At 46.8% G+C, this 13,251-nt stretch carries 7 protein-coding genes; 1 reads left to right on the top strand and 6 read right to left on the bottom strand.

The window, feature by feature from the left end; genetic code table 11:
- Positions 1-4 precede the first annotated feature (4 nt).
- From G459_RS28950 to G459_RS0111525, 4 genes are all read right to left on the bottom strand, one after another.
- Positions 5-3,574, bottom strand: coding sequence for a DUF6603 domain-containing protein (locus tag G459_RS28950; RefSeq protein ID WP_026967793.1), 3,570 nt, complete (start codon positions 3,572-3,574; stop codon positions 5-7).
- Between the two features lie 96 nt (positions 3,575-3,670).
- The gene (locus tag G459_RS0111540) at positions 3,671-6,235 is read right to left on the bottom strand and encodes a metallophosphoesterase family protein (protein WP_026967792.1); all 2,565 of its coding nucleotides are present in this window, start codon (positions 6,233-6,235) and stop codon (positions 3,671-3,673) included.
- Positions 6,236-6,807: 572 nt separating this feature from the next.
- On the bottom strand, positions 6,808-7,209 hold the full coding sequence (locus G459_RS0111530) for a hypothetical protein (protein WP_026967790.1): 402 nt from the start codon (positions 7,207-7,209) through the stop codon (positions 6,808-6,810).
- 5 nt (positions 7,210-7,214) lie between these two features.
- Positions 7,215-8,087, bottom strand: a complete 873-nt coding sequence (locus tag G459_RS0111525) for a hypothetical protein (RefSeq protein ID WP_026967789.1) — start codon at positions 8,085-8,087, stop codon at positions 7,215-7,217.
- A gap of 424 nt (positions 8,088-8,511) precedes the next feature.
- Between G459_RS0111525 and G459_RS0111520 the strand changes: the two genes are divergently transcribed.
- The gene (locus tag G459_RS0111520; protein WP_245588172.1) at positions 8,512-9,699 is read left to right on the top strand and encodes a glycosyltransferase family 4 protein; all 1,188 of its coding nucleotides are present in this window, start codon (positions 8,512-8,514) and stop codon (positions 9,697-9,699) included.
- A 256-nt stretch (positions 9,700-9,955) separates the two neighbouring features.
- On the opposite strand, the gene G459_RS0111515 is transcribed toward G459_RS0111520, so the two are convergent.
- Positions 9,956-10,918, bottom strand: coding sequence for a glycosyltransferase family 2 protein (locus G459_RS0111515; protein WP_026967787.1), 963 nt, complete (start codon positions 10,916-10,918; stop codon positions 9,956-9,958).
- A complete protein-coding gene (locus G459_RS27310) occupies positions 10,911-13,226 on the bottom strand; it encodes a glycosyltransferase (protein ID WP_051315179.1) in 2,316 nt (771 codons plus the stop codon). The genes G459_RS0111515 and G459_RS27310 overlap by 8 nt, the downstream gene beginning before the upstream one ends.
- Positions 13,227-13,251 lie beyond the last annotated feature (25 nt).

The following is a 13,251-nucleotide window of genomic DNA, read 5'->3' as shown; positions in this document are numbered from 1 at the left end:
GGATTTAAACCAATTCGTGCATACCCACTATCTGAAAATTGGACTTCAAAGCGGAATTTTTCTCCGTGAATTGACGCAGGGATTCTACTGCCCCTGCATAACTGTCAGATCTAAAGGAAGGATTGAGTTCTTTTAGGTCGTCATTGGAAGCGATCGTAAATCCGGTGGTTTTCAAAGCCACTTTTTCCGGAGAATTCAGACTTTTTGCTGCTTCGTTTTTCCATGAAAGCTTGCTTGAAGAAGCCCCTGCTCCCCGCACCAGATGTTTGAATCCACCCAAAGGAATCTTCATAAACCGACGTGGGGGAGCAAGGTCATCGTCATAGGTGTAGTCCAGTTCGTAATCCAAAGTCACCGAATCCAACTCGTCAAGAGCAAGTTTTAGCTCTCCTGTATCATTTATCGTCACTCCACTTTCAAGCTGCTCAAAAGATTTCCTGGAAAGCTTCTCATCCTCCGACAGGGGTTGGTAGTTACCTATTGCAAAAAGTTCCTTGGCAGAAGCAAGGGAAGGTTTGGCGGAACCTATCGATACCTCAGTAATTTTAAAATTGGATTCATCCGCTTTCAGCGGCTTCCTATTCCCGTACTTTTTGATATCCATGTTCAATGGAAGACTTCGCTGGCTAAAAGAGATCGAGCCAAATGGCTGGATCAACAAATCCACTTGTTCATCCTCGGGAATAGCCCGGAGACTTACGTGAAGGTGATTGTTTTCCGGAATGATCGGCCTCCAATTGGTGGATTTCTGGATCTCTGAGGTCAAGAGTGCAAGCAAATCCTCTGTTTCCAACGCGACGTCCGGCTCAGGATCTCCCCAAGTCTCATCGAAGCTGATGGTAACGGTCACAAACAACAGACCGAAGGAAACTTCACCTGCGATATTCCAAGGCGTAGGGCCGGAAAGCCTTCCGAGAAAATGAATTCCGAAAAGGATGCTCGTGCCTTGACGTATGGCCAACGTAGCTTCAAGCCGTACGATAAAGCTGAACGGATCGAAGATAAAGAGTACATCGAGTGCAAGTGCTCCATAAAGATTGAAGCCCATAGGGCCCTCCGCCAGGAGTTCCAGTTTTGCCCCAAACTGGACCGAGTTGGATGTCACAGCCAAGTAGCATTCTACACTCAGTCGGGGATTATCTCCGCTCAAGAGCTGAAGGCTGATCCGATCCATATCACGGAAAGCGCCGGGAAGTGTTGGAACGGTAGGATAATCTTTGAAGTCCGGGTGAAATCCTCCCAAACTCAGCCCAAATGCGGAACTTCCACCCCAGGCTACCACCAAGGCTAAACTTCCGGTAAGGGGAAAGCCAACCAGCTTGGAGTCAAACAATCTGGCTTCGAAATAAATAAAGCCATTTTGAAAGTCTATCACACCTAAAAAGTTGACTTGGATCTTCAATACGGCGGCATCCTCGGTCGGAAGAACCATCTTGACGACTCCAAGGATGATGATCTTCGGTTCGGGAAGCTCCAGAATTATCCCAATTTCAATGGAAATGACTGTTGGAGTTCCCCAACCAATCTTGCCCATCAGACCGATGAGGAAGGAGTCTTCTTTGATGGGGAAAATCTGCTTGATATCGCTGATTATGCGGGTGATATTACCCACTACATCTTCGGGAAAAAGAATGCTCTTCAGTGCATTGGTTTTCAGACCAACGCGGAGGGCTTCGACTTCTGCTCGTCTGTTTATACCCAATAAACCGCCTACTCCTATGAGGGTGAATCCAAAGCCTAGCTGTACCGGGGAAAATTCCGCGGTAATGATAATAAGTAGAGAGAAGCCTTCGCTTCCATCGGGCATCTTGGTATTAATAATGCCGACAGCTTTAAGCTCAAATAGACTTTGAAAGGAGAGCTCCAGTGCTCCAAAGTACTCTCCTGCGTCTGGATCCAAGTATAAAAATCCTCCCCCAGTCACCACGCCGGCATTGATTCGAATCCCTGCTCCTGTTGGCCACTTGATGGCAGGAACCAAGTCATATCCGAAGACGCCACCGTTTCCTTCCAGCTTTTTCGCCTGTAAATTGAGTCCGAGCCTATTGATGGTCAGGGTAACTGGAGGACCGAATTTGATCCAAAAATCCAGTGACACTTCCAACTCAATCGTGCTCATATCCTCGCTCACGTTCACTTTGATGGTGAGCACTTCCAGACCTATGATATCCCCGAGGTTTTTATGGATCGGTAAGCGCATATTTAGCGCATTGAGCAAGGTTCCCAGTATTTTGGCTAAAGGTTCGGCGTCTCCTCCTGAACTTGAAGTGGAATCTCCCCCTGAGGAAGCTGCCAAAGCAGAATCACCTCCAGATGGTGCATCACCGCCGGGAGCAGGTGTTGTTTTCTTGGGCTCATCAATGCCTATATTTCCGTTGCCATCGACGATAAATCCATGTTTGAGCGAGTAGCCTATCCCCAATGGAAATTTATCGTCCAAATCCGGGATCAGGCTGAACGGAAATCCCGTCAGACCGCCCTTTCCCACCTGGTAATGAATATTGAGAATCCCCTTAACCAGAAGGTCATCCGGCTGCACCATCACTCCCATCTTAGCTGTGCCAAAGGCAAACTTGATCACCGGCTTATCCAGAAGCGCGATCTTGGTGGGATTGGGGGTATTGTAGCTGTAAAAAACAATAAATTTATTGGCAGGGCCACCCTTGGCTTCGGGTGATGTCCCTATCCTGAAGAGTCCGTCTCCTGTGACATCATATCCCACGGAGTGCTTATCTCCTTCCCCGATATTAAATGTCCTGGCACTTTTGCCGAGGAGTTTGGTGACAAAAGCAATACCACCATGATCTTTAGGGGCAAATAGCAGGGTGTTATAAAGCTTCATAGGGACTTCACCGGCAATCCTGGCATCAACACCGTAGGTAAAAGTGCGGTTGGAAATCCGGTCTGCGATTGGAGTTGTGCTGGATTCCACTCCTTCGTAGCCATAATTAGATCCGATAGTGAGGTCTTCTACCCCGCCTTTTCTCAAAAAGTGATCGAGTAAAAAAAGCCCGCCGGCAATGCCCAAAAAAAGCGAGTCGGAAAGTGCATTTGCTGATTCGTCATCCTCCAGTCCACGCCCGAGGCTTTTCAGAAAACCTCCGATGTCATCCACTATGAAATTGGAGGATCCTCCGGCTGCTGCCATCTTGGTATCGAGCGCGTTGAGGAGGCTGATAACCGAATGGACAGCAGGCATCCTTCGTCTCAGGTATTCCAGGGTAAGCAAGTTTAGAATAGCGGTGACGATTTCATTTGCTGTCCGCTCCTCTTCCCCGTCACTTGCTGCAATCGCGGCTTGAACTACTCCTTCGATTGCAACTATTATCGCCGTCATATCTGCTATGGCACCCGCCAGCTTAAAGGGCTCCACTTCATCACTGGCCTTGTTGACATATTCCTCCAAGCCAGAGCCAATGGGGATGCTTGGTGCTCCCGTAGGAGGAAGTCCCAGGGATCCAAGCAGTTCATTCCTTGCCTGATCGTCCGAAAAAATATCCAGACCAGGTTTGATGATGTCGTAAAAAAGCTTCAGTATTTGCTGGAAAAAATCCTGGCTCTCGTCTTCTGCCATCTTATTTCAGTTTACATGATGTCCTATTCTTGTTTCACTTCCATTCCAAACCAATCTTCTTTTCTGAACCTTAATCCAGTTGAAAACCGCCTTCAATCAGGTCGGTAATTCCGGTCTTGCCTGCTCGGCCGCAGGGGTTTTCAGGGATACTTCATATTCCATCTTTACTCCCAATAGTTCGTGCTTGACTTTCCAACTGTCTCCGTCTGCAGTGAAGGTGATCCAACCAACATTGCTGTTCCAGGCTATCCTTGGGGACTTGCCCTCCATGTATGCTTTTTGATGTCTGGAAACGATATTGAAGTAACCATCTTTCATGGAAGTGGCGTTGCCGATAACCAGATCAGTTGTGCCTACGGGGTCATCTTCCAATCCTTTTTTATCTTTTAATACCCGCAGCTTCCATCTCCAATCCGGGGCGGGATTCACTGTGCTTCCCGGCGTCCAACCTTCAATGGGAATTGTGGATGTGGTATGCCGCAGTCTTTGTCTGTTGCGGGGTGTTACTGCACCGTTGGTAGAGATCAACTTGTTTTTCCAGCCAAACTTGGATAGTCCATCGCCGAAACTAGTTAGGATCCGCTGTACGACGGCACTTTTCAGAATGAGTAAATTGGGAAGCCATTCGTTCTTAAGGGCACTGGAAGTCAGCTGCACGATCCGGCTGGTGGGAGTTGCCGAAGTTCCTTTCCAATAGTCCATGACCGTAGTAGCTCCGTAGTGGACATCTCCAGAAAGCAATACCACTTTTTTATAGGTATCAAGTCTTGCAATCAGTCGTTCAAACCCCGGAACGCTAAATCCCCATGCTTCAAAATCAAAGTTCAGGTTGCCACCGATAATGCCCGGATTGCCGTCACTTTTGCTCTTCAATGAGATAATTGCAGTGGCGGCCGGCTGCACCAGTTCTTCAAAATTGGGAAGGCCCAATACAGGGCAGGGAGAAACCACAATTACAAAGGGCGGATTGTCAGTAAGTGTCTCGGGAGTTTGGGTAAGGAGCGCACTTTCTGAAACCAGTTCCGGAACTGTATTCAGACTTTCGTAATGTCTCTGAGTGCGGGTATCCAAGACGATTGCGTGAGTTGTCCCAAGCTTAACATTATAGTCCCATTTCAAAGAAGCGGGTTGGCTGCCCATCCCCAACAAGGTTTCCATTTTGTCAATCACTTCGGTTCGAAGTGTGTTGAGATGGCTGCTATTCGTATACCTGAAGGCATATTCTCCAGCGTACAACAGAAACTGAGCTTTCTTTTTTGTGCTGTCAGTCATATCGTCAAAGATCATACTGATCGCTTCCTTGTATTCATCTGGATTATTTCCCCAATCCTGGAATACCGCATAGGCCATCATCGCGTTTCGGATGATGTCTCTGCCAAAAGGCTTAGAAAGGACCTGATTGTTCCAACGCTTGGTGATAGCCCAGTCGTCGGTCACTTCGTGGTCATCCATGATCATGTAAGTGGGCACATTGGCAAGAACCCGGCTCACTTCCGGGAGCTTTTTCATAAAAGCCGCCATATCCACCAGTTCATGACGCAAGGAGGATTTGGTCTCTTTCAGCCAATTTTTGAACTTTTCGCTATCTGAATTCCGGAATTCAGCCTTGGTAATGCTGTCTTCGCTGAAGACAAATGCATCGGTAGGTCTGATGTTGGAATTATCGCGGATGAGATTGACCAGATTGGTATCTGCTGCGGGGCTTGGATCGTCGACGAATTTGGTAATCACTTCATCGAGTTTCGCGGAAAGTTGCTCTGGGCTGGCATCTGCTATCTTCTTAATCTCTGCAATCATGTCACCGCTCCAGGACCTTATATTCCAATATTTGAGATAGGTTCCGGCATATTCCTCAAAGCTTAGCAGATGATTGGCAGCTGCCTCGCTGGAGAAGCCGGCGAATTTGTTTACAAGCCTTTGACGAAAATATGGCGGGTAATTGACCACGTCTGCCTCATGCTCCTGAGCAGCGCCTCCGTCCGCATTAATCGTCATCTTTTCGATATTGGGACCGAAGATCGAGCTGCCGTCCATAGCTCCCAAACTCCTGAGAAAGAAGCCCGGAACTTCGTCTGCGTAAATCTGATCTCCTGTCAGGAAGAGTGCTTGGGGACGCTTAAGAGGATCACCCACATTTTCCTTGATCTTTTTATCCAAGAGTGCCAGGGCATCTTGTCCGTGGCCATGCATCTTTCGGCAACTGCCGTGAGCAATATTTAGTTTATCGGGAGTGTCGCCCGGCAGACAAAACGAGGGTAATACGTTCTTTTTGTAGCCTAGCGCAAGCTGGGGTCGCTCACCTTCCGTCTTCCCATCTTCGAGAAATTTGTCCTTTAAAAAATCGGTTTCCTGAGGGTCATCGATCTCATGGTATACCATATTGTAGCTGTACACTTTGGTGGGATCAAGGCCCGGACTCGGAACGTCAACCGTCACCAGCGCAATCCAAAGATTTGCTCCAAATTGAAGCGTATGGCTCTCTCCCTCAGCAATGGGAGTATTGCTGGCGCTGAAAAGTGTTCCGCTGGAATGCTCGATGTTGTCACCCTCCCATATTTTCAGGGTAATGTGATTGTTGGCCATGAACGCAGCCCAGACCGAAACCTTATTTTTCTCCACGCGACGGAGGATCGGACCACAAATCATTTTCTGGAATGGCATATAAAAATCCTTGATGCGTAAGTTTTAAAAGCCTTGAGTTAAAAAGCACCTGTCAATCAAATCCCACAGATGGATTCCGGTCAAAGTAGACTAAAAGCTGAATCAATAGAAACTGAACAAAACTCCACCTCAACAACAAAAGCAGGCATTCTAACAAAAAGGTGAATATCCAGTACCGAATCAAAAGTCCCGGTTTGATTTCAAAAAAGGACTCCAGTGAAGTGCAAAAATCAAACAAATAATGCTCTCTAATTTAGACTCTTATGTTAAGCTAAGCAAATGATCTTTTAACAAAACCGTGTTTTTTTTAAACTTTTTTTCGAAACGAAAATTATTTTAGTCTTATAACCACAGGTACGTATAAACTTACTGCGACTGTCCACGAAGACACCAGTGGGGAAATTTCGTTTTGAAAAAATTTGAGCATGCTCTCCAACCAAGCGAGAAGGTGCTCGGTGTCCGGGAACTCATGGTGTGGAGTGAGTAGGAGAAAAATTCAGTGGAAACACGTGAGGCTTAGAATTTTTATAGTCGCCAGATGCCGGAATGACTCGAAGTGAGCCTTGTCAAAATCATTCCGGGTTTCCCTTCCAAGTCATAAAAAGGTCCTTTATTGAATTTCCTATCGCCATCGGGTCCCTTTTTACGATCGCCACTCCAAGAATCAAGAATGCAGCGGCAGTATTCAATCCTTTTTGAATGGCGGACAGTGTCTTGACGCTTCCGCGAATCTCTTCTGTAATGGAACTGATCTTGGACAATGACTCCGCTGCCTCGTCCATCACCAGGGTAGTCGAGAAGGCCAATATATCCTCCCCACACCGTAGGAGCGCTCCCTGCATTTCGCTCAGCTCTTTGTTTTCCTCTAAGGTAAGCGACTCCCAGTGCGCATACCTGAAGTCCGCGATGGCCATGCTCAGATAAAAAAAGTCATCGGATAATCGATTTGCTTGTTCGGAAGTCAGATTGGCCATAGTCTCTATTGATTAAGTTTGTTGAATTCGGATACCAGGATTTTGACCTGGCCGGAATAGCCCAACATCGTCACTGCAAGGTTTTTGACAGAAAGCTTGTTCCTGTTTTCATACAACACCTGATGCCCTTTGGCGATTTCCCCAAGCCCTTCGGCAAAAAGATCCATCTGCTTTTCTTGTCGCTGAATCTCTCTGAGTGCCCGGTAATAGTCTCCTGCAGCACTCCCCTTTTCGTAGTCAGACTGCAGGGTACTATTCATCTTCATATCCATGTAATAGGCATAGAGCCGCTCTTTTTTAAATCTCAACTCTCCTTTGAGGTTCGTGCGGATGATCACCTGCCAGCTGCTCAGCAAGACCTGCATGGGCTCATTGGCTTCACCGATGTAGGCTGCGATCTTTCTCCTTCTGTACAAATCAGTAGTGGCGCGCAACATCACATTGGAAACCGCCGCATAGGCACCCGCAAGGTTTTCATCGATCCGTAGCGGTCCCAATTCTGCCGCTGTCAGCGAATTGACCACTGCATCCGTGGTATAGGTAGTCAGTTCATTTTGCGCAAGACTTCCCAAGCCGTGGAAGTATCCGCCGATTGCCTGAAACATTACCTGCGTGACGCTGTCCGCCGCTAGGTATAAGTCGCAGGAACATGCCAAAGCGCGCTGGAATTCAAATTTTTTAATCGCCTCATCTTCACATCGATCAATGCAGTGATCCGAGAAAGTGTAATCGATCTGCTCGAAATTATTGACGCTTACCAGAGAAGTGGCCGAAAAATCGCTGACAGTCTTCAAGTTGACACAACTGAAAAAACAGCAGAAAAAGGGCAACAGAAAAAGGTAAATACAGAACCTCATCGTCGCCGGGAGCATTTTCATAGGCATATGGTTTAAAAATCGTTGGAAAAAAATCTATCACGTTCAAGCGTACATCGCAGCTAAAAAAGATACGAATAAGACGCTGAAAATCAGTAATTAGAAATAGAAATACTTTGGAATTCACTATCTTCATACAGATCGGACCGAAATTTGCAAACGCCTTTGGAATCTGGGGTGAAAACCCGTCAAATCAGGAACAAAACATCCCTGTTTTTTTAAAGATATTTTCTTAAAAATCACTAAAACAAGTACTTACAAAAAAATAGAAGAGTATCCCCGGCAAGGCCAGCTTGACCCCAAAATAGCCCAAACGGTAAGCCGTTTTTAAACTCAATCAAGACAGATACATCCTACCCACGACGAGTGGGACGCTTTTTGTTTAACAATGTCCTGTAGCAATATGTCATTCCTCAACGTTAGAGATATGAAAACAGACCAACCAACTACTTTTATGAAGATCGGATTTGACGCAAAACGCGCGTACAAAAATTTTACAGGCTTAGGGAATTATAGCCGGTTCATCTTAAAGTCACTGAGCCAAAACTTCCCCACTAACGACTACCTACTCTTCACCCCTGAAGTCAGAAGAGAAGCCGCCGAGATTTCCTATGCGTGTCACAACACCAACCAAAAGACCATCACTCCGACCGATATGTGGAAACTTCCAGGTATAGCGGGGCTGTGGAGAAGTGTTTTTCAGGGCTTGAAGCATTGCGAGAGCCAATTGGATATATTCCACGGCTTAAGCAATGAAATCCCGCTTTTCAAAAGTAAATCGACCAAGTACGTCGTCACAGTACACGACCTTCTCTTCTGCAGGTATCCTGAACTGTTTAATCCGATCGATGTGCAGATCTACAAGTTGAAAATGGCGAGGTCGTGCCGAGCAGCAGATCAGGTAATCGCAGTGAGCGAACAAACAAAAGAGGACCTTATTTCCTACTTCCAAATCGACCCCGCAAAGATCAAAGTAGTCTATCAAGGTGCGCATGAAATCTTCAATCAGGACGTCAGCTCAGCGAAAAGCCAATCGGTAAAGCAAAAATACAATCTCCCGGATCGCTACCTGCTTTTCGTCAGCACGATTGACAAACGAAAAAACGTACAGTTGATTCTCCAAGCCTTGAAAGAACGAAGTGATTGGAGTTTGCCGGTAGTCGTCGTAGGAAGACCCACTTCCTATCTGGCAGATTTGAAAACCTACATCGCTGAACAGGGACTGCAAGACAAAGTCCTCTTTTTACACAATGTCGCATTTGATGACCTGCCTGCAGTATACAAGATGGCCCATGTCTTCATTTACCCTTCTTACTTTGAAGGATTTGGAATTCCGATCATCGAAGCCCAACGAATGGGCGTACCCGTCATCACTTCGACGGGATCGTGCTTTCGTGAAGCAGGGGGAAATGGCGCTCTATATGGTGCACCGGATGATCCCGCGGCTTTGATAGCCCACATCGACTTGCTCAGTGACGAAATCCAACGTGAAAGTCTCATCCAGAAAGGTTATAGGAATATCAAACGCTTTGATCAACAGCTGATTGCCGGGCAATTGATGGAGATCTATGAGGAAGTGATGCAGCCTTCCTTAAGACCGGTCTTGGCGCATTGAGAAACAAACTGTTTCCTTTCGCTGCGATTTTATCCATTCCGCTGCGAGAGTGACCTTTTAAGGGTCTAAGAAAGAATTGCCGGCCCTATTGAGAAACCAGCAGCCGGTAATTGATACAAATCGTGCTTTCAACGCGTCGGAACAGTCCTTTATGTCGACGTTGTCACCGTTGCATACTGGGATTTGGATGGTCCTGGTTTGGAGTTGCTGGTCTCCATTCATCTTATCCTGCGCTGCCTATCGGCCCACAAACCCATTAGCTTAAATTCTGTCCCGACTTCCTCTTATAATTGAGGTATTTGAACAAGTAAATCAATGTAGTTTTCAAGCCCAAACGCTTGACACAGTCTATAACTTCCCTTGGATTCCGAAAGTTAATTCTTTCGACAATCCTTAGCATCAACCATTTGTGCAATTCACTATTCATCCGGTTCAACTTCAGCTTGATCTCAGGGGCAACTTTGGATGTTTCGATCACGGCGCTTAGCTTCTTTCGAAATATCACTTCGCCGAATTGCAGAGTATTCGTTTGTAAAGTAAGGCTACTGCCATGACGTCGAATCAGTGTCTGTGCTCTATCGTCGCCGAAATAGCGAAATGACGCATTCGCCAGCGCACATTCAATCCAAAAAAGCCAGTCTTCTTTGCTGTCGAGTCTCCCGTCAAAACTCAGTTTATTTTCTAAGATAAAGTTCCTGGAAACCAGTGGACTGCTTACCGCTGTGAAATTATTTCTGACCAGTGCTTCCAGCATTTTCAGATCATTGCCGTCGAATTTTGGCATCCACTCAATCCCCTTCATATTGAAATCAGGAAAGTGTCTGTCAGGGAATTTATCCTCAAAATAAACTAGATCGGTGTAGGTGATCACGTCAGGAGGCAGTGTCAATGCCTGCTCCAGCTGTAGCCGAAGTTTGTCTCTGCTCATCAGATCATCTGCATCCAGAAAATGCAAAAAGTCGCCCGTCGCGAGCTCCAAGCCGGCATTTCTTGCACCGGCGCATCCTCGGTTCGTAATCCTCAAATAAATAATCCTATCGTCCCCTTTTCCATATTTCTCCACTTGTTCTTCAGTGTTATCCGTAGAACCGTCATCAACTATTATCGCCTCCCAGTTTTCATAAGACTGCTGTTGAAGATTTGCAATGAGGCCCTCAATATAACGACCATAGTTGTAGGTCGGAATGATTATGGAGACTTTGGGCGAGATATCAGGCATGGGAGTGTCTGTTGGGGTTTTCCGGAGACAACGTATCCAAAAGCGTTGTCACATCCTTTTTGATTGTACTATAACTGTATTGCGCGATTGCCTGATGGGAGTTGGAGTAAAGGGTATTCCACAAATCCTCCTGGCCGTAAAGCGCAAGTATCTTCGCAACGTACTCTTCCGTGCTGTTAGCGAGCAGAACGTTTTCGCCATCGGTTAGATTCATCCCCTCCGCGCCGACGACGCTCGTAATCACGGGAAGTTTGTAGGCGAGGCTCTGACCGATTTTCCCCTTCATTCCAGCTCCGAATCTCAAAGGCGCGACAAACAACCGATGGCTCAGGAAGTAAGCTGACACATCCGCCACATACCCGGGAACAAAAACCCGGTCAGTGGCCAGAGCAGAGATTTCCGGAGTAGGTTTACTTCCAAGCAAGGTCAGCTTCAGGGATGGCAACACCTTCCAAACTTCGGGCATGATCTCATGGACCAGCCATTGCGCAGCGTCAATATTCGGCGGATGATCATAGGCTCCAATAAATAGTAGGCCTTCCCGATGATCAAAAGGCTGATCCTGACGTAAAACAACCGGGTCATGAATATTGGGAATAACGGAGACGTTTTTTACACCTTCTTTTTCGAGCAAAATCTTTTCGTCCCAAGTCACTGTCAGGGTAAGATCCGCCGCCTCTGCGATCTCCAGCTCATCTTTTTTCACCCGCTGCGCTTCCGCCATCAAGTGTTCATCACCCACTTGCTCGGCTTGTCGCTGCAGGCGGATGTGGTGCAGATCGATGGTGTCATACACCCATCTTGCCTCAGGGAATTTCTTGAAAAGCCATCGAAACTCCATGTTCATCTCCGGCCTGCTGATCCAGATTAACTCGCACTGTTCGAGCGTTGCATTCAGCTCTCTGATCATCGCCGGTCGGTTAGGATAGCGATACAAGACTTCTACTCCTATTTTTACCAAATCAGAAAAATATGGCTCTGTCCTATTTGCATCATCGGGGATAAAGGTGATGTGGTAGTCCAGTTCCGTCAGCATCTTGATCAACTGATACGCTCTGAAAGAACCCGAATTCTTGTCATGGGCAGGGATAATGTTGTCAACAAAGACCATGCGCTTGGCCGGCAAAAACTTGCGGCTATCAGCTGACACATCCTCTCTCCGACCGTGAACGTCGAGCAATACAGATTCCCACTTCTTCTGGAATTTCTCACGGTTCACTTCCTGATAAGCCTTTACTGTATTCTTCTTGATGATCTTCCCCGAAGAAACTCCTTCGAAATGAATTATCTCGGCAAGGGGCTGATACACAACTTTCTTTTTCAGCACATTTCTCACCGCAAAACATAGATCGGTATCTTCGTAGTAAGCAGGTGTATATCGCTCGTCAAAACGGCCGAGCTGCTCAAAATCCGCTTTCCTCAACAAGAGGCTGGCCCCAGAACAATAATCGACGGCTCTAATGTAATTGTACCTAGGTCGGTCAGGCAGGTCATTTCTCCCATAGTTGGCGCCACTCGCGTCCGGGTAGATGATCCCTCCAGCTTCCTGCAAAAGCCCGTGAGCATAGATTAGTTTATTCCCCACACATCCGACTTGTTCGTCCTTCAAGACGTCAAGCATCAGCTCCAGCCAGCCAGCAGTGACCTGTGTGTCGTTATTCAGAAAATACAGGTAGCTCCCCTTGGCAAGCTTTGACGCCTCGTTGCAGTTTACCAAAAACCCCTTGTTCGCTTCGTTTCGGATGTAGGTGATTCCTGTGACATTCTCTTGGAGAAAAGCCGGTGTATCGTCTGAGGAGCAATCGTCCACCACAATAATTTCAAGCTTGATTGATTCAGGAAGATTGTCCTCGATTGACTTTAGACAATTGTATGTGTAGGACAGCTGATTGAAGACCGGAATGATCACCGAGACCTCCACGCGCTCAACTTGGGGGAATCTTATCTTTTGCCGCATCACTTCCTTTTGCCCCAATTGCGGAAGGGTAGCTGGAGAAACAAAGAACCGATAGCCAAACAGCGTCAGAAAAAACTCCTGGACCCGGATGGAAAAACTGCTGTGAAAGTCCGGAGAAAGGAATACTGAACGGTTGGATTGGAGGGGCTTCTTCAGCTCATCCAGAATACTTCTCTTGAACGTGATAATACCCACAAGTACAATAAGTAACCTCACCAGATAATACAGGATGATCTTGGGATGCAGTCGAAAAAACACACTGCCTCCGGCGTCTCTCCCGCGATAATACTTGTTGTTGATCTTGTAGCAGTATCTCTTGTTATACTTGTCTATCCACTTATATATCTTCATTCAGCTACTATTGAAACACTTTCAA

It is taken from the genome of Algoriphagus terrigena DSM 22685, from assembly GCF_000429445.1.
GTDB lineage: Bacteria > Bacteroidota > Bacteroidia > Cytophagales > Cyclobacteriaceae > Algoriphagus > Algoriphagus terrigena.
Note: the sequence above shows the minus strand (reverse complement) of the source record. Positions and strands in the feature narration are given on the sequence as shown.

Bases quoted from the DNA above. Each gene is read 5' to 3' on its own strand.
- G459_RS28950 (WP_026967793.1), bottom strand. From the start codon at position 3,574: ATGGCAGAAGACGAGAGCCAGGATTTTTTCCAGCAAATACTGAAGCTT.
- G459_RS0111540 (WP_026967792.1), bottom strand. From the start codon at position 6,235: ATGCCATTCCAGAAAATGATTTGTGGTCCGATCCTCCGTCGCGTGGAG.
- G459_RS0111530 (WP_026967790.1), bottom strand. From the start codon at position 7,209: ATGGCCAATCTGACTTCCGAACAAGCAAATCGATTATCCGATGACTTT.
- G459_RS0111525 (WP_026967789.1), bottom strand. From the start codon at position 8,087: ATGAAAATGCTCCCGGCGACGATGAGGTTCTGTATTTACCTTTTTCTG.
- G459_RS0111520 (WP_245588172.1), top strand. From the start codon at position 8,512: ATGAAAACAGACCAACCAACTACTTTTATGAAGATCGGATTTGACGCA.
- G459_RS0111515 (WP_026967787.1), bottom strand. From the start codon at position 10,918: ATGCCTGATATCTCGCCCAAAGTCTCCATAATCATTCCGACCTACAAC.
- G459_RS27310 (WP_051315179.1), bottom strand. From the start codon at position 13,226: ATGAAGATATATAAGTGGATAGACAAGTATAACAAGAGATACTGCTAC.